Genomic DNA, 15,743 nt, shown 5'->3' on the forward strand with positions numbered 1-15,743 from the left:
GCCTCAGCGCACAGCGTAGTACGGGCCGGCGATCCGGGTCATCTCCCGGCGGTCCGGCTGCTCGGCAAGCCCCTCGCGAACAAGGCCGGCCTCGGTCTTCTCCTGCCACACGGCGCGGGCGGCCCAGCGCTCACCCTCCCGCTCGTCGAGAAGCAGGAACTCCTCCGGCAACGCGCCCGGCTCGAAGCGCCTGATCCGCACGCCAGCCGCCGAGCGGTCGAGAATCATGCAATCGGCGATGAACCCGCCCTTCATGTCCAGCAGCTTGCCGGGCCGCAGGCGTGTGCGCCGTCGCGGGTCGTTCCGCCGTTCCGCCATCGCCCCCATGCCTCCACCTCGCTCGCCGACGGAGAGTATAGGGCATGAAGCCGGCGCTGCGTCCATATCCTGAAGAAAACGTTAACGCGGGTCCCGCGCTTCACCGCTTCCTAACCATGTTGGCAGCTTGTCCCGCCCGTGAGCCCTTGCCGGCAAGGAGGGTTAACCGGTGGCGGGCGAGGATGGCCGCATCTGCCGAGCCGGAAGCCGCCGCCCATGTCCCTGCCAGACGCCCGCCCTGTTCTCCTCGAGAAAGCCCGTCCGTCCGACTTCTATCGCGAGGGCCTGCGCCGGGTGAACGGCTGGCTCGCCTCGCTGCCGGACGGGCGCGAATGGACGAGGATGGATGTCGTCTTCGCCGGCATCGTGGCGCTCCTGGCGCTGAGTTCCACGGGCTTCTTCACCACCGCCTATCGCATCTGGTCCAACGACCCCGACTATTTCTCCCGCCGGATGATCGCCTCCCTGCAGCAGGGCGGCAGCTCGATCGACCTGATCGAGACAGGCACGGTGGCGAACGCGGCCGAGGCGGATGGCACCTCCGGTGCCTTGCCCGTTCCACGCGTCGTGCGCGACAGGGAGCTTTCGCCCGCCGACTACGAGATCGTGATGATCTTCGGCGGCGAGGCGCTTCTGGCCACGGCCAGGGAGCTCATGCGCGCCAAGGTCGGCTCGGTGCTGCCGGGGCTGGGCGCGATCCTTTCCGTCAGTGAGGAAGGCGTCGCGGCGCAGAACGCCACGCTCAAGCCCGTGCCGGTGCCCGCGCCGGGCTCCTGACCTACTTCTTCTCAAGGAGGACCTGGCCCTCCTTGCGGATCTTGCCGGTCAGCTTGTCGGCGATGGCGGCCAGGAAGGCCGGCAGCTCGATCTCGACATGGACATGGTCGTCCATCACGTCGAGGCGCCCCGTCACCGACTGCATCATCACCTTGGCGCGAAAGTCGAGATGGTCGCCCGTCCAGGTGTCCTCGAACTTCACCAGCCCGCCCGTGGCGTCCGAGCGGATGCGGTCGAAGCCCTTGGCGATGCGCTCATGCGCCTCGGCCCGTGTGAGCTTGTGCGGAATATCGACCTTCACGGTCTCGGCCATGGAACGCTCCTGAAGTCGAACTGCCCCGCGATATGGCGAAGCCGGCGCGCGCGCGCAATGGCTGAACGAAAAAGGGGCGCCCGAGGCGCCCCTTTCCGACCGAATCAGCCGCGTGCTCAGGCGGGAGCCTGATGGCCCGCCCGCTGCGGCGCGCGGTTGCGCCGGCGTCCCTGGGGGGCCTGCGAGCGCTCGCCGCGCGCTTCCTGCGGGCGTCCCTCCTGCGGGCGCCCGCGCCGCTCGCCCTGCTTGGCGCCGCGCGGCGCTTTGCCGGCGTTCTGCTTGGGCGCGCCGCCGCGCCCGTTGCCCCGGCCGCGCGGGCCGCGATCCTCGCGCGGCGCGTCGGCCGGCAGGGCGGCCAGCGTGGCCGCGTCCATGAACTCGGTCGGCTGCACGGTGAAGCGCAGGCCCGTCAGCTTCTCCACCTGCCGCAGCTTGGCGCGCTCCGACGGGTCGCACAGCGTGACCGCGATGCCGGACTTGCCGGCGCGGGCGGTGCGGCCGATGCGGTGAACGTAGCTCTCCGCCTCTTCCGGCAGGTCGAAATTCACCACATGGGAGATGTCGTCCACATGGATGCCGCGCGCCACGATGTCGGTGGCCACCAGCACCTTGAGCTTGCCGGCATGGAACTCCGACAGCGCCTTCTGCCGCGCGCCCTGGCTCTTGTTGCCGTGGATCGCGAGCGCGCCGATGCCGGCCTTGGCAAGGTCTTCCGACAGGCGGTTGGCGCCGTGCTTGGTGCGCGTGAAGATCACCGCCTTCTCGAAGGCGGGCAGGTTCTTGATGAGCCAGTGCTTCTTGGCCTTCTGGGGCACCAGATGCACGCTCTGCTCGATCTTCTCGACAGTCACCACCTCCGGCGTCACCTCGACGCGGACCGGATCCTTGAGGATCTTGGCGGCCAGAGAGGCGATGTTCTGGGGCATGGTGGCCGAGAACAGCAGCGACTGGCGCTGCACCGGCAGGAGCTTCACGATGCGCATGATATCGCGCACGAAGCCCATGTCGAGCATCCGGTCGGCCTCGTCGAGCACAAGATGCTTCACGTCCGCCAGCGTCAGCGCGCGCTGCTCGACGAGGTCGAGCAGGCGGCCGGGCGTGGCGATGACGATGTCGACTCCCTTGAGCGCAGTCTGCATCTGCGGGCGGATGGAGACGCCGCCGAACACCACCATATGGCGGATCGGGGTGCCGGCGGTGAAGCCCTTGACGTTCTCGGCGATCTGCGAGGCGAGCTCACGGGTTGGCGCGAGGATCAGGACCTTGGTGGAATTGGCCTTCGGCCGGCCGCCGGCCTTGAGAAGGGCGTCGATGATCGGCAGCGAGAAGGCGGCCGTCTTGCCGGTGCCGGTCTGGGCGATGCCCAGCACGTCGCGGCCCTTGAGCACCGCGGGAATGGCCTGCGCCTGGATCGGCGTCGGCGTGGTGATGTCCATGCGCCCAAGCGCGGCAAGGATCGCGTCGGCAAGGCCGAGCGACTGGAAGTTCTGAATGGTCAAAGGATGCTTTCGAGCAGGATGCGAAACCGCGAGGGCCCCGCTGGAGCGGCCAATCGTCTTCGCGCTGAGAAAGCGACGGATTGGCACGGGCCGTGGCCTGAATGGGTCAGGCTTGACGCCGCGTCGAAAGCTTCGATGAGGAAGAGGACGGGCGCCGCGCGATCACGGCGTGACGAGCCTCATATCGGCTGCTTTGCCCTCCGCGTCAAGCACCGTTCGTTTGGCAAGGATTGCCAAGGGTCCGCACACTGCCCTTTCCGAAAGGCTTGCGCCATGGCGACGATGAAAGGGTTAGCCCTCCATCTCGCCTTTCAGCATCTCCAGTTCCAGCCATTCGTCCTCGGCCGCCGCAAGCCGGGCGCGCTTGGCCTCGATCTCCCGCGCGAGCGCGGCGAAGCGTTCGGGGCTGCGGGAGAACAGGGCGGGGTCGGCCATCTCGGCCTCGGCCCTCGATATCTCGCCCTCCAGCGCCGCGATCTCCTTCGGCAGGGTCTCCAGCGCGTATTTCTGCTTGAAGGAGAGCTTGGTGGAGGCGGCTGCGGGCCTGGCCGCGGGGGAGGGCGCGGCGGCCGGCTTCGGCTTCTCCGCCTTCCGGGCCTCCTTCTGCGCGCCCCGCTTCTGCGCGGCCATGTCCGAGTAGCCGCCGGCATATTCCAGCCACTCGCCGGGCCCCTGCGGCGAGATCACGCTCGTCACGGTCCGGTCGAGGAAGTCGCGGTCGTGGGAGACGAGGAGCACGGTGCCCGGATAGTTCGCGATCAGCTCCTGGAGAAGGTCGAGCGTCTCCATGTCGAGATCGTTCGTCGGCTCGTCGAGGACGAGGAGATTGGCCGGCGTCGCCAGCACCTTGGCCAGCAGGAGCCGCGCGCGCTCCCCGCCCGAAAGATTGCCGACGGGCGTGCGGATCTGCTCGGGATTGAACAGGAAGTCCTTGAGATAGCCGGCCACGTGCCGCGCCTCGCCATTGACCATCACCTGGTCGCCGCGCCCGTCCGTCAGGGCTTCGCTGACCGGCAGGTCGTCGCGCAGCGCGGCGCGCTTCTGGTCGAGGAAGGCGAGGTCGAGATTGGTGCCCAGCCGCACCCGGCCCGTGTCGGGCCTGGACTCGCCGATCAGCATCTTGAGCAACGTCGTCTTGCCCGCGCCGTTCGGGCCCACCAGGCCGATGCGGTCGCCGCGCTGGATGCGGGTGGAGAAGTCCTTCACCAGCACCCGCTCGCCATAGGCCTTCGAAATGCCGATGGCCTCGATCACGAGCTTGCCGCTCTCGCGCGTCTCGCCTGCCTGCATCTCCACCTGCCCCACCGCGCGGCGGGCGTTGCGCCGGTCCGCGCGCAACTGGTGCAGGGCCGCCAGCCGCCGCTCGTTGCGGGTGCGCCGCGCGGTCACGCCGTAGCGCAGCCAGTGTTCCTCGCGCACGATCTTGCGGTCCAGCTTCTGGAGGTCTCGCTCCTCCTCCTCCAGCACCTTGTCCCGCCAGCCCTCGAAGGCGGCGAAGCCCTCGTTCAGCCGCCGCGTCGTGCCGCGATCGAGCCACACGGTGGCCTCGGTCGTGCGCTCCAGGAAGCGCCGGTCGTGGCTGATGACCACGATGGCGCTGCGCGAGGCGCGGATCTCCTCCTCCAGCCACTCGATGGTGGGCAGGTCGAGATGGTTGGTCGGCTCGTCGAGGAGGACGATGTCAGGCTCGGGCGCCAGGACGCGGGCGAGCGCGGCGCGGCGGGCCTCCCCGCCGGAAAGGTCGGAGGGGCGCGCATCGGCCCTGAGGCCGAGGCCCTCCAGCAGCCGCGTCACGCGCCAGGCGTCGTCGGCCGGGCCCAATCCCGCCGCCACATAGGCCTCCACGCTCGGCGCCTCGCCGAAATCGGGCTCCTGCGCCAGATAGCGGATCGTCGCCTGCGGCTGGCGGAACAGCTCGCCGCCATCGGGCTCCACGAGCCCGGCGGCGATCTTGAGCAGCGTGGACTTGCCCGAGCCGTTGCGGCCGACAAGCGCGATGCGCTCCCCCGGCGAGACGCTCAAGGTGGCGTCGGACAGGAGGGGCGTGCCGCCGAAGGTCAGGCGGGCGCCGTCGAGGCGAAGAAGCGGAGGAAGAGCCATGAGGGCGCTTCTAGAGCATTTCCGGCGAAAGTGGGAACCGCTTTGCGGCCCGGAAAAGCTTGCGTTCGAACGTGCGCCTGTGCGGGGGCGTCACTCGGCCGGCGCCATCGGCGCGCGCGTGGCCTCGGCCAGTTGCCGGTCCAGCTCGGCCTGCGCGTGCGAGCCGGGCCGGGAGAAGCGCGCCAGCGCCAGATAGGCGATGGGCGTGAGATAGAGGGTGGCGACGGTGGCGAGGCCGAGGCCGCCGACGATCACGTAGCCGAGCGAGATGCGCGCCTCCGCCCCCGCGCCGGAGGACATGACGAGCGGCACGCCGCCCACCACCGTCGCGATCATCGTCATCATGATGGGGCGCAGGCGAATGAGGGAGGCCTCCTCGATGGCCTGGCGCACGTTGAGGCCCTCGTCGCGAAGCTGGTTGGCGAACTCGACCACGAGGATGCCGTTCTTGGCCATGATGCCGACGAGCAGGACGAGCCCGATCTGCGAGTAGAGGTTCAGGCTCTCCCCGAAGAAGGAAAGCGCGTAGACGGCGCAGGCCAGGCCGAAGGGCACGGTGGCGATGATGATGATGGAGGAGACGAAGCTCTCGAACTGCGCGGCCAGCACCAGGAAGACGATGACGATGGCAAAGCCGAAGACGAGGGCGAGGCCGCCCGAGGTTTCCTGAAGTGTGGCCGCCTCCGCCAGCGGCACCAGCCGCATCTCGGAGGGCAGGCGCTCGGCCGCGAAGGGCAGGAGCTGGTCCCAGCCCTCCTGCACGGTCAGGCCGGTGGAGAGGTCGGCCGACATGGAGACGGCGCGCGACTGGTTCTCCCGCGCCAGCGAGGGCGCGATGGCCTCTTCCTCCACGCCCACGATGCTCGACATGGGGATCATGCGCCCGTCGCCCGCCTGGACGAAGATGTTCTGCAGATCCGAGGGATCGGTGACCGGCAGGGCGGTGGAAACGAGCTGGATCGGCACCGAGCGGTCTTCCACATAGGTCGTGCCGATCTCCCGCCCGTCCAGCAGCGACTGGATGGCGGCGGCCAGGCCATCGATGTCGATGCCGAGATCGGAGGCCCGCTGCCGGTCGATCCTCACCGAAAGCTGCGGCTGGGTGGTGTCGAAGGAGAGCTCGGGCCGGCCCCAGCGGCCGTCGGCCGCCATCGCCTCGCGCAGGGATTCGGCGGCGTCCGAAAGCGCTTGGTAGTTCGGCCCGGCAATGGCGAAGGAAAGGCCGCGCCCGCCGCCCCGGATGCCCAGCGAGTTGGGCTGGATGGCCCGTGCCTGCACGCCGGGAATCTCGGCGAAGGCCGTGTTGATCTCCGTGACGATCTCGTTCTGCGAACGCTCGCGGGCGCTCCAGTCCGCCAGCGGCATGACGAGGAAGGCGCGGTTGCCGGTGCCCAGGCCCACGCGCGCGAGGAGGTTCGTCGCCTCGCCGCTGTCGAGATAGGGCTGGAGGATTTCCTCCACCGCCTGCATCTGCCCGTTCGTATAGTCGAGGCTGGCGCTTTGCGGTGCCGAGACGCTCATCAGGACGACGCCCCGGTCCTCCTGCGGCGTCAACTGGCTGCTGAGGTTCTGGAAGGCGAAGAAGGAGGCCCCCGCGAAGACGAGGGAAGCCGCAACCACCGCCAGCGGATAGTTCAGCGCGGCCCGCAGCGTAACGGCATAGAAGCCCGCCAGCTTGCCCCCGAACGCGCCGATGGCGCGCTTCACCGGGCCCGGTTCCTTGGGCGCGCCCAGAAGCCGCGAGGCCAGCATCGGGCAGAGCGTGAGGGCGATGAAGGAGGAGATCGTCACCGAGATGGCGAGCACGAAGCCGAATTCGCGGAAGAGCCCGCCCGCCACGCCCGGCAGGAAGGAGATGGGGACGAAGACGGCGGCCAGCGTGGCGGTGGTGGATATGACGGCGAAGAACACCTCGCGCGTGCCCACAACGGCCGCCGCCTGGGTTCCCATGCCCATCGCGCGCCGGCGCATGATGTTCTCCAGCACGATGATGGCGTCGTCCACCACCATGCCCGTGGCGAGCACCAGCGCGAGCAGCGTGATGATGTTGATGGAGAAGCCCGCCAGATAGATGCCGGCCACCACGCCGATCAGCGCGATGGGGATGGTCAGGGTCGGGATGAGGGTGGCGCGGAAGGACAGGAGGAAGACGTAGATCACGCCGACCACGATGATGACGGCCAGCAGCAGCGTGAGCTGGACCTCGTGGATCGCCCCGTTGATGAAGGTCGCCTCGTCGCTGGTGACGATGATGCGCGTGCCGTCGTTCATCGAGGCGTTCAGCTCGGCGGCGGCGGCCCGCACGCCCTCCGAGATGGCGATGGTCGAGGAGCCCGCCTGCCGAAGCACGTCGAGGCCGATGCCCGTCTGCCCGTTGACGCGCAGATACGACCCCGCCTCGTCCGGGCCGAAGCGGATGTCGGCCACATCCGACAGGCGTGTCTGGGCGTTCAGCATGATGGCGCCGAACTCGGCCGGGTTCGAGACATTGGCGTCGGCGCGCACGACGATGGTCTGGCGCGAGGATTCCAGCGATCCGGCCGGCGCGTCCAGCGCGGCATTGGCCAGAGCCGTGCCGATGTCGCCGATGGTGAGTCCGCGCGTCGCGAGCTGGTCGGCGCGGATGTCCACGAAGATCTGCCGCTCGCGGTCGCCCGAGAGCTGGACGGCGGCGACCCCCTCCACCGCCGCCAGCCGGTCGGCGATGCGCTCGTCCACCAGCGTCGTCAAATCCTCGATGGACAGGCCGGGGGAGAGGACCGACAGGCGGATGATGGCGTCGGCATCCGCGTCGGCCTTCACGATGCGCGGCTCGTCCGCGTCGTCTGGCAGGCGGTTGGCGATGGAGGAGACGGCGTCGCGCACGTCGCTGGCCGCCACGTTCAGGTCGGTCGAGGAGGAGAACTCGATCGTCACCTGGCTGGAGCCGAAGCGGGAATTGGAAGAGATGGAGACGATGCCCGGCACGCGCGCGACCGCGCCCTCGATGTCGGCCGTGACCTGCCGGTCCACCGCCTCGGGCGAGGCGCCCGTGAAGCTGGTGGAGACGGAGATGACCGGCCGGTCGACATTGGGCAGCTCGCGCACCTCCGCCGCCTGGAAAGCCGCAAGGCCGGCCACCACGATCAGGAGGTTCACCACGATGGTGAGGACGGGGCGCCGGATGAAGAGCGAGGTGAACTTCGTCACCGCGTCCGTCGCGGCGGCGTGCGGCCCGCTCATCGGGCGAATTCGCTGTTCGGGCCCTCGGCGTCGGCACGTTGGCCCGGCCCGGCCGGCTCGTCGGCCAGCGGCGTGCCGTCGCCCATCGCCTCGGGAAGGCCCGCGGAGGGAACGTCCTCGGCGGCGGGCACGGGCAGGGGGTTTCGCACGCGCACGGAGATGCCCTCGCGGAGCGACTGCACACCCTCCACGATCACGGCATCGCCCGCCCCGATGGCGTCGGACGCCACCAGGATGCGCTCGACATTGCGCTCCACGATGCGGATCGGCGCCTTGTGCGCCGTTTCCCCGCGCAGCGCCCACACGAAAGCGCCGCTGCGCTCCCACTGGACGGCGAGCGGGTCCACGGAAAGGAACTCCTGGCCAGCGAAGGCGACCTCGACGGAAAAGGACATGCCGGGCCGCAATTCGTCCGCCGCATTGTCGATGGCGGCCTCGACGCGGATCGTGCGGCTGGTCTCGTCGATGCGGCTGTCGATGGCTGAAATCTCGCCTTGATAAACCCGGCCGTTGCGCGTCGTCGGCGTGGCCTCCACCGGATGCCCGATGGACAGATCGGGCAGGAAGGCTTCGGGCGCGTGGAAGACGAGCTTCAGCTCCGTCCTGTCGTCCACCGTGGCCACGAGGGTCTGAGTGCCGATCAGGCTGCCGGTCTCCACCCCGGCAAGGCCGATGCGCCCGTCGATGGGCGAGACGATGGAGCGCCGGTCCAGCGCCAGCTCCGCCGCGCGCAGGTCGAGGCGGGCGGTGTCGGCGGCGCGGCGCATCTCGTCGATCTGCACGGTCGTGACGGAAGCGGAGGCGCCCAGCCGCTGGTAGCGGGCGAATTGCTCCTCGGCCGCCGCCAGCGCGATCTCGGCCCGCTCCACCGCCAGCCGCTGGTCGCGGTCGTCCAGCCGGGCCAGAAGCTCGCCTTCCGCCACGTCCTGGCCCGGCCGGAAGGCGACCTGCGTCACGATCCCGCTGTCCTGCGGGAAGATCGCCACGGAGCGGCGCGCCTCGCCCGTACCGACAGCCCGGAGCCTGTCGCGCGTCACGTCGGGAATCGCCGCATCCACCACAACCAGAGGCGCGAGCCCCTGCGTCCCCCCGCGCTGCGGCGTGGCGCCAACGGGCCCCGCCTCCGGCGCCCGCGCGATGGCCGCCACGGCCGGGCGAAGGGCGCCGGGCAGGGGCGAATCCTCCGCCAGGAGATAGCGACCCGGCGTCTCGTCCAGGCTGATCCAGACCATCGCCGCGATCAGGACGACCAGAAACGTGGCGAGGAGCTGCTTCAGAACGGCCATGAGCGTCTTTCGATAGGGGGCGCTCTTACGACGCCGTGGCCATAAGACCTCCTATGAATACTGCAACCGCGAACATCCTTCCCCATAAATTTTGGTAAGGTCCGCCCCGCCGCCCCAAGGACGTCCTCAGGCGAAGACGACGATCCCGAACAGGAAGAGCAGGAGAATGCCGAGGAGGACGATCAGGATCAGGAACTTGGCGACGCCTGCGGATGCGCCCGCGATGCCGCGAAAGCCCAGCAGACTGGCGATGGCCGCGACGATCAGGAGGATGACGATCCATTCGATCATGGGAAGCTCCGTGAGACGATGACCGGAAGCCGCGAGGCGGCCGCGTCCTGCGGCATAAATCCTAGGGCGCCCTCTTCCTTCTGCGAGCCCGGCGTTAAATGGTGGCGCAAGGCCCGAGCATCGGCCGGGCCGGACGCAGGAAGTTTGAGGCGATGCGGATCCACGCGATTCTGAACAAGGCCGGCGGCACGCTGAAGACCACCGACCTCAAGATCCTCGGGCAACTCATCGAGGACGAGTTCCGCATGCATGGCCATGAGATCGACGTGGAAGTGGTGGACGGCCGGCAGGTCGGCGGCGCGCTCGGCCGGGCCGCGCGCCGGACCGATCTCGACATCCTCCTCGTCGGCGGCGGCGACGGCACGGTCTCGGGCGCGGCCGCGGCCCTGATGGGCAAGGACATCGCCCTCGCCATCCTTCCCGCAGGCACGATGAACCTCTTCGCCCGCACGCTGCAGATTCCGCTCGAACTGGCCAGCGCGGTCTCGGCGCTGGCCGGCGGGCGCGTGACGGCGGTGGACCTTGCCGTGGTGAACGGCGAGCCCTTCGTCCATCAGTTCGCGGTGGGGCTCCATGCCCGCATGGTGCGCACCCGCGAGCGGTATGATTACGGCTCGCGCCTCGGCAAGATCTGGGCCACCACGCGCGCCATCGCCTCCGCCGTGCGCACGCTTCCCATGGTGCGCCTCCAGATCGACGTGGACGGCCGCACCGAGATCATCGAATCCCCGGCCGTGGCGGTGTCCAACAATCTCTACGGGGAAGGGCACATGCCCTTCGCCGACGATCCGACGGGCGGGGTTCTGGGCGTCTATATCTGCCGCACGCGTGATAGCGTGGCGACCGCCGGGCTGGCGCTCGACGTGCTGCGCGGAGCGTGGCGGGGCAGCAAGGGCATGACGATCGTGCCCGCCAAGCGCGTGCGGATCGAGCACGATTCCGGGCCGAAGGAGGATCGCGCCGTGCGCGACGGGGAACTGGTGAGGCTCGATCCGGTCTGCGACATCGAAATCCGCCCCCGCGCCCTCAAGGTGCTCGTCCCGCAGGAGGCCGGCTTCCTGCGCGAATGAACCGGGCGTGCCTGCGAGATGGGCCGCTACCCATGAACCTAAAAGGCCCGCCGGTTAGGCGGGCCTTTTAGGTCTTGCTCCATCCTCAGCGCTGAGGATCGTCTTCGTCGGGCGAGCGCGCGTCGCTGCGTGCCTCCGCGTCCAGCCCGGTGGAGGAGGCGGTTCCGTAGGCATGGCCGCCTTCCGCCAGCAGGGAAAGCGCCTCGGCGATCTGCGACTGCATGGGGCCGAACTCACCGCCCCGGTCGATGCTGTCGCGCGCGCCGAGGGCAGCCGCGATAGCCTCCAGGCGCTCGCGCCGCTCCTCGATCGGCATCCCGGCGTCGTTCACGAGATCGTCGATCTCGGCCTGGGTGATCGGCTGGGCGATCCCCGGCGAGTCTCCATCCTCGCCCACCGCCGCATCGACAGGAACGATCCGGCCGTCGTCATAGGGACTGCGCGACATGGTCGGGTTTCCTTTCCGGCTCGAATCTCAGTTCGCCGGGGCCGCCGGCTCGTCGGCGGGGGCGACCACGCTGCCGGCCGGCGCGGGCGTCTCGGACGGAGCCGCTCCGCTCTCCACGCCCGAGGGCGCGATTCCGCCGATGTTCTCGTCCGGCTGCGAGGCGCCGAAGAAGCCCATGCCGATGAAGGCGATGACCGCCAGCGCCAGCGCCGCGATGAGAACGTAGAGGACCGGGCGGCCCTCCCGTCCCTGGCGTGCGTCCTTCGGATCGATATTGGTCATGGCCAATCCTCCCAGAAATTGCGTTGCCGGCCGGAGGGGTCCGGCCGGCCCGATGTCGTTCGTCAGCGCCGGCGGATGGCCGACAGGGCGCGCACGGCGGCGAAGATGCCGATGCCCGCGACGGGAACCAGAAGCAGGGAACGCCGCCGCCGGACCGACCGCATGAGGAGCGGCAGGTTGGAGATGGCCGCGACGCTGGCCACGGACGCTATGTCGCGCTGAAGGCGATCGGAGGCCCTGTCCTTGGGCGGACGCCGAGCGATCATCAGCACGATGTAGAGGACCACCAGCCCCAGCAGGCAGGCGGCCGCAAAGCCCAGCGCCGTTGCCAGCGCGCCGTAGATCGACGCCAGCCAGATGAACAGCGCCCCCAGAAGGAAGCCCAGAAGCCCGAGCGCGAAAATCCCCATCACGGCATAGAGGATCGCCACCGTGCGCATGCGGGCGAAGAACACGCCCGCCTCGCCGGTGAAGATCTTGGTGATGAGCTGCGTCAGCATCAGTTCTTGAAGATACGCGCGTAGAAGTAGCCGACGGCCGCCGCGATGAGCACGGCCTTGATGGGCTCGGCGCGAACGCGTTCGCTGACCTGCTCCTCAAGCTCGCTGGCGGTTTCCTGCGCCTGCCGGAAATAGCGCTCGCCCGTCTCGCGCACATCGTCGCGCAGGGCGAAGGCCTGCCGCTTGGCGCTGTCGGCACGCTCGCCGGCCAGCGACTTCAGCGTCTCGGCCAGCCCCGACATATCCTCGCGCAGCTTGGCGACCTGCGCCTCGAGTTCCGCCTCGGAACGCTTGCCGCCCTCGGCCTCGAAGCCGTTCTCATTGGGGGTCGTGTTGGACATCGTTCGATCCTCTCAGCCATGCGTTTTTCTTTTGGGAGGGGACGCCATGGTCCTCTCGCCGGGATAATGCGCGCCTCGATCCGGCAGTTCCGGGCGCGCGCGCAAAACCGCTTCGTCCGCCGCGCCCGCTCAGGCCGCCGGGGCGATCCCGATGATCTGCGAGGCGATGGAATCGGGACCGTACTCCCCGTCGCCCTCGATGCCCAGCACGTCGGCCATCCGCGTGCGGGCCCGCGAGACACGGCTCTTGATCGTGCCCACGGCGCATTTGCAGATTTCGGCGGCCTCCTCATAGGAGAAGCCGGACGCGCCGATCAGGATCAGCGCCTCGCGCTGGTCGGCGGGCAGGAGGTCCATAGCACGCCGGAAATCCTGCAGGTCGAGATGGCCCTGCTGCTCGGGGTGGCCGGCAAGCTGCATGGCGTGGATGCCGTCGACATCCTGCACCTCGCGGCCCTTCTTGCGCATCTGGGTGTAGAACTCGTTGCGCAGGATGGTGAACAGCCACGCCTTCAGGTTCGTGCCCGGCTGGAAGGTGTGCTGCTTGTCCCAGGCCTTGACGAGCGTTTCCTGCACCAGGTCGTCCGCCCGGTCGAACGAGCCCGACAGGGAGGCGGCGAAGGCGCGCAGATTGGGGATGATGGCGATCAGCTCGCGCCGGAAGTCAGGCTCCTGACCCATGGTTCAGCCACGCCCCGTTCTCTTCGAGTCGGCCGCGTCGAGAGCGTCGAGCAGCGCCATGAAGCGATCGGGCACCGGTTCGCTCGCCACGTCATCGTAATAGGCCTTGAGCCTGCGGCCGATCGCCGAGCTGGCGCCCGCCTCCTGGCCGCCCGCCGCTGCGCTCGATTGTGCCGGCATCGTCTTTCCTTCGTCCTCGCGGTCGTCCATTCTGCCTCGCAGCGATCTTTTCGGGATGGTCCGCGCCAAGGTCCGCAGGCCCCGATCCCTTTGCAGCCTTAGGTGTGACAATGCGGCCGCTTCTCAAGTGCCCTGCCGCAGATTCATTTAATAGCACAAGGACCACTACCAAGCCGACAACGCGCGCCATATGTTGTTTTTCGGCCCGTGCCGGCGCAAGGCCGGGCTGCCTGGCGCGGGTTGCTCTCTGGACGGGGAGGCTGCTTCCCGCCGGCCAGGCCAAATCCGGTCCTCAAGTCCCGATCGTGGGGAGAGTTCATGTCGATGTCGTCGCGCATTGCGCCGCACATACCCTATCTTCGTCGCTACGCCCGTGCGCTCAGCGGCTCGCAAGCGAGCGGCGACGCCTATGTGGCGGCCGTTCTGGAGGCGCTGATCGCCGAGCCCAGCCTGTTCGACGATCAGGACAGCCCGCGCATCGCGCTCTACAAGCTGTTCTCGTCCCTCTGGCAGTCCGTGGAGGTGAACGTGCGGGAGGATGCGCCCGTCTCCGCGTGGGAGGAGAAGGCGTCCCGCAATCTGCGCGCGATCTCGCCTTTGCCGCGCCAGGCCTTCCTTCTCGTGGCCGTCGAGGGCTTCACCTCCGAGGAGGCCGCCGCCATCCTGCGTGTGGACGCGGCCGGGTTCTCCGGGCTGATCGACCAGGCGAGCACGGATATCGGCCGCCAGGTCTCCACCAACATCATGATCATCGAGGACGAGCCTCTGATCGCGATGGATATCGAGCAGATGGTCGAGAGCCTCGGGCACGGCGTGACGGGCATCGCGCGCACCCACAGGGAGGCGATCGAGCTGTTCGAGCAGCAGAAGCCGGGCATGGTGCTGGCCGACATCCAGCTCGCCGACGGCTCGTCCGGCATCGACGCCGTCAACGAGATCCTGTCCAAGGTCGCGGTTCCGGTGATCTTCATCACCGCCTTCCCCGAGCGCCTGCTGACGGGCGAGCGTCCCGAGCCTACCTTCCTCGTGACCAAGCCCTTCAACCCGGACATGGTGAAGGCGCTGATCAGCCAGGCGTTGTTCTTCGAGAACGACACGAAGGAAGCCGCCGCCTGAAGGCGTTTGCCGCAGCCGGGCGCGTCGCATCGTGCCCGGCCGGTGCGCCTCCATCATTGCCGGGAACTCTCCTGCCGAGGCGCTCGTTCAAGCCTTGGTCGGAACGGTCCGGCTCAAGTTCTGCAAAGAGGCTCCGTTAGCGCCTCGATATGTCCATACCCGGTGAACGATGAAACTTTCGGCCCTCGGCGAGACGGTGAAGCTTGGCGCGCATGAGCGGGCAAGGCGCGATGGTTTTCAGGCGATGTCGCGGCCGCCCTCCGGCTCGGCGCAATCCGGATGACGCCCTCCGAAAAAGCGCTCAAGGCTCTGGCCGGAACGGAGATAAGCCTCTTCGCTCAGGATCTGGATTTGCGCTATCGGTGGTGCTTCAACACGGAAGGCTCCTGGCTGGCCGGCGCGCAGCCGGGTTGCCGGGACGAGGATTTCCTGAGCCAGGCGGAAAGCGGGCAGGCCGCCGAGATCAAGCGCGGTGTGATCCTGAGCGGTCGCAGGGCGCGATTCGAGCTGCGGGTTGCCTCGCCGGACGGCGTCCGCTGGTTCGATGTGCGCCTCGATGCCGATCGCGACGCGCAGGGACAGATACAGGGCCTCGTCGGCAGCTCCGTCGAGATTACGGCCCAGAAGAAGCGCGAGGAAACCCTCAAGTCGCTCCTGCGCGAACTCTCCCATCGGTCCAAGAACCTTCTGGCGATCATCCAGTCGCTCGCCAGCCAGACTGCCCGCCATTCGGTGACGATCCCCGAATTCCTGGTGCGGTTCCGTGGTCGCATCCAGTCGCTTTCCTCCTCGCAGGACATCGTCACCGAGGCCGATTGGCGCGGGGCGGACCTGTCCAACCTCGTCACCATGCAGGTGGAGCGCTACGCGCCCGACGGTATGACGCAGGTTCGCTTCGAGGGGCCGGACGTCTACCTCTCTCCCACCGCCGCGCTGCATGTGGGCCTCGCGCTGCACGAGCTGGCGGTGAATGCCGCCTCCTACGGTTCCCTCTCGATCCATGGCGGAAAGGTGCTGATCCGTTCCGACTTCCTGGAGCGCGAGGGGCAGCGCTATCTGCGCTTGCGCTGGCAGGAGAAGGCGGGGCCGCTCGTTCCCCCGGAGCACGACACGCGCTTCGGCACCTCCACGCTGGAGCGCATCGTGCCCAATTCGGTCGGCGGGGAGGCGATCCTCAGCTACCAGCCCGAGGGCGTGTCCTACTCCCTCCTCATCCCCGAATCGCAGTTCGAGAGGATAGACGGGCCGCGATAGCCGACGGCCAGCTTGACAAAATGGCAGAGGCGAATGGAACCAACGAATCATCTTCCAGTTTAAGA

At 68.6% G+C, this 15,743-nt stretch carries 17 protein-coding genes; 4 read left to right on the plus strand and 13 right to left on the minus strand.

The window, feature by feature from the left end:
* Positions 1-3: 3 nt before the first annotated feature.
* Positions 4-318 (minus strand): PilZ domain-containing protein, encoded by a 315-nt coding sequence (locus tag J7654_RS09735; protein ID WP_209735719.1) that lies wholly within the window; start codon positions 316-318, stop codon positions 4-6.
* A 216-nt stretch (positions 319-534) separates the two neighbouring features.
* On the opposite strand from J7654_RS09735, the gene J7654_RS09740 reads away from it, so the two are divergent.
* Positions 535-1,095: a hypothetical protein gene (locus J7654_RS09740; RefSeq protein ID WP_209735720.1), complete on the plus strand. Its 561-nt coding sequence runs from the start codon at positions 535-537 to the stop codon at positions 1,093-1,095.
* A gap of 1 nt (position 1,096) precedes the next feature.
* On the opposite strand, the gene J7654_RS09745 is transcribed toward J7654_RS09740, so the two are convergent.
* From J7654_RS09745 to J7654_RS09770, 6 genes are all read right to left on the minus strand, one after another.
* A complete protein-coding gene (locus J7654_RS09745; RefSeq protein ID WP_209735721.1) occupies positions 1,097-1,408 on the minus strand; it encodes a polyhydroxyalkanoic acid system family protein in 312 nt (103 codons plus the stop codon).
* A 116-nt stretch (positions 1,409-1,524) separates the two neighbouring features.
* Entirely contained in the window at positions 1,525-2,907 is a 1,383-nt protein-coding gene (locus tag J7654_RS09750; protein ID WP_209735722.1) for a DEAD/DEAH box helicase, read from the minus strand.
* Positions 2,908-3,198: 291 nt separating this feature from the next.
* Positions 3,199-5,007, minus strand: coding sequence for an ATP-binding cassette domain-containing protein (locus J7654_RS09755; RefSeq protein ID WP_209735723.1), 1,809 nt, complete (start codon positions 5,005-5,007; stop codon positions 3,199-3,201).
* 90 nt (positions 5,008-5,097) lie between these two features.
* On the minus strand, positions 5,098-8,229 hold the full coding sequence (locus tag J7654_RS09760) for an efflux RND transporter permease subunit (RefSeq protein ID WP_209735724.1): 3,132 nt from the start codon (positions 8,227-8,229) through the stop codon (positions 5,098-5,100).
* Positions 8,226-9,515: an efflux RND transporter periplasmic adaptor subunit gene (locus tag J7654_RS09765; protein WP_209735725.1), complete on the minus strand. Its 1,290-nt coding sequence runs from the start codon at positions 9,513-9,515 to the stop codon at positions 8,226-8,228. The genes J7654_RS09760 and J7654_RS09765 overlap by 4 nt, the downstream gene beginning before the upstream one ends.
* Before the next feature lie 126 nt (positions 9,516-9,641).
* A complete protein-coding gene (locus J7654_RS09770) occupies positions 9,642-9,806 on the minus strand; it encodes a DUF1328 domain-containing protein (protein WP_209735726.1) in 165 nt (54 codons plus the stop codon).
* Between the two features lie 152 nt (positions 9,807-9,958).
* On the opposite strand from J7654_RS09770, the gene J7654_RS09775 reads away from it, so the two are divergent.
* Positions 9,959-10,876: a diacylglycerol/lipid kinase family protein gene (locus tag J7654_RS09775; RefSeq protein ID WP_209735727.1), complete on the plus strand. Its 918-nt coding sequence runs from the start codon at positions 9,959-9,961 to the stop codon at positions 10,874-10,876.
* Positions 10,877-10,961: 85 nt separating this feature from the next.
* Here J7654_RS09775 and J7654_RS09780 read toward each other — a convergent pair whose 3' ends face one another.
* The 6 genes from J7654_RS09780 to J7654_RS09805 form a co-directional block, all read right to left on the minus strand.
* The gene (locus tag J7654_RS09780) at positions 10,962-11,324 is read right to left on the minus strand and encodes a nitroreductase family protein (protein ID WP_209735728.1); all 363 of its coding nucleotides are present in this window, start codon (positions 11,322-11,324) and stop codon (positions 10,962-10,964) included.
* 27 nt (positions 11,325-11,351) lie between these two features.
* On the minus strand, positions 11,352-11,606 hold the full coding sequence (locus J7654_RS09785; RefSeq protein ID WP_209735729.1) for a hypothetical protein: 255 nt from the start codon (positions 11,604-11,606) through the stop codon (positions 11,352-11,354).
* Positions 11,607-11,668: 62 nt separating this feature from the next.
* A complete protein-coding gene (locus J7654_RS09790; RefSeq protein ID WP_209735730.1) occupies positions 11,669-12,106 on the minus strand; it encodes a hypothetical protein in 438 nt (145 codons plus the stop codon).
* Positions 12,106-12,447, minus strand: coding sequence for an ElaB/YgaM/YqjD family protein (locus J7654_RS09795; protein WP_209735731.1), 342 nt, complete (start codon positions 12,445-12,447; stop codon positions 12,106-12,108). Before J7654_RS09795 ends, J7654_RS09790 begins: the two co-directional genes overlap by 1 nt.
* Positions 12,448-12,576: 129 nt before the next feature.
* Positions 12,577-13,128: a sigma-70 family RNA polymerase sigma factor gene (locus tag J7654_RS09800; RefSeq protein WP_209735732.1), complete on the minus strand. Its 552-nt coding sequence runs from the start codon at positions 13,126-13,128 to the stop codon at positions 12,577-12,579.
* 3 nt (positions 13,129-13,131) lie between these two features.
* Positions 13,132-13,338 carry a NepR family anti-sigma factor gene (locus J7654_RS09805; protein ID WP_245195450.1) on the minus strand — a complete coding sequence of 69 codons (207 nt, stop codon included), beginning with the start codon at positions 13,336-13,338 and terminating at the stop codon, positions 13,132-13,134.
* A 288-nt stretch (positions 13,339-13,626) separates the two neighbouring features.
* Here J7654_RS09805 and J7654_RS09810 point away from each other — a divergent pair, with 288 nt between their 5' ends.
* Positions 13,627-14,424, plus strand: coding sequence for a response regulator (locus J7654_RS09810; RefSeq protein WP_209735733.1), 798 nt, complete (start codon positions 13,627-13,629; stop codon positions 14,422-14,424).
* A gap of 279 nt (positions 14,425-14,703) precedes the next feature.
* On the plus strand, positions 14,704-15,678 hold the full coding sequence (locus J7654_RS09815) for a PAS domain-containing sensor histidine kinase (RefSeq protein ID WP_209735734.1): 975 nt from the start codon (positions 14,704-14,706) through the stop codon (positions 15,676-15,678).
* Positions 15,679-15,743: the final 65 nt, after the last annotated feature.

It is taken from the genome of Aureimonas populi (genome assembly GCF_017815515.1).
Classification (GTDB): Bacteria; Pseudomonadota; Alphaproteobacteria; order Rhizobiales; family Rhizobiaceae; genus Aureimonas; species Aureimonas populi.

Coding starts and splice junctions, on each gene's coding strand:
- J7654_RS09735 (WP_209735719.1), bottom strand. CDS start 318: ATGGCGGAACGGCGGAACGACCCGCGACGGCGCACACGCCTGCGGCCC.
- J7654_RS09740 (WP_209735720.1), top strand. CDS start 535: ATGTCCCTGCCAGACGCCCGCCCTGTTCTCCTCGAGAAAGCCCGTCCG.
- J7654_RS09745 (WP_209735721.1), bottom strand. CDS start 1,408: ATGGCCGAGACCGTGAAGGTCGATATTCCGCACAAGCTCACACGGGCC.
- J7654_RS09755 (WP_209735723.1), bottom strand. CDS start 5,007: ATGGCTCTTCCTCCGCTTCTTCGCCTCGACGGCGCCCGCCTGACCTTC.
- J7654_RS09760 (WP_209735724.1), bottom strand. CDS start 8,229: ATGAGCGGGCCGCACGCCGCCGCGACGGACGCGGTGACGAAGTTCACC.
- J7654_RS09765 (WP_209735725.1), bottom strand. CDS start 9,515: ATGGCCGTTCTGAAGCAGCTCCTCGCCACGTTTCTGGTCGTCCTGATC.
- J7654_RS09770 (WP_209735726.1), bottom strand. CDS start 9,806: ATGATCGAATGGATCGTCATCCTCCTGATCGTCGCGGCCATCGCCAGT.
- J7654_RS09775 (WP_209735727.1), top strand. CDS start 9,959: ATGCGGATCCACGCGATTCTGAACAAGGCCGGCGGCACGCTGAAGACC.
- J7654_RS09780 (WP_209735728.1), bottom strand. CDS start 11,324: ATGTCGCGCAGTCCCTATGACGACGGCCGGATCGTTCCTGTCGATGCG.
- J7654_RS09785 (WP_209735729.1), bottom strand. CDS start 11,606: ATGACCAATATCGATCCGAAGGACGCACGCCAGGGACGGGAGGGCCGC.
- J7654_RS09790 (WP_209735730.1), bottom strand. CDS start 12,106: ATGCTGACGCAGCTCATCACCAAGATCTTCACCGGCGAGGCGGGCGTG.
- J7654_RS09795 (WP_209735731.1), bottom strand. CDS start 12,447: ATGTCCAACACGACCCCCAATGAGAACGGCTTCGAGGCCGAGGGCGGC.
- J7654_RS09800 (WP_209735732.1), bottom strand. CDS start 13,128: ATGGGTCAGGAGCCTGACTTCCGGCGCGAGCTGATCGCCATCATCCCC.
- J7654_RS09805 (WP_245195450.1), bottom strand. CDS start 13,338: ATGGACGACCGCGAGGACGAAGGAAAGACGATGCCGGCACAATCGAGC.
- J7654_RS09810 (WP_209735733.1), top strand. CDS start 13,627: ATGTCGATGTCGTCGCGCATTGCGCCGCACATACCCTATCTTCGTCGC.
- J7654_RS09815 (WP_209735734.1), top strand. CDS start 14,704: ATGACGCCCTCCGAAAAAGCGCTCAAGGCTCTGGCCGGAACGGAGATA.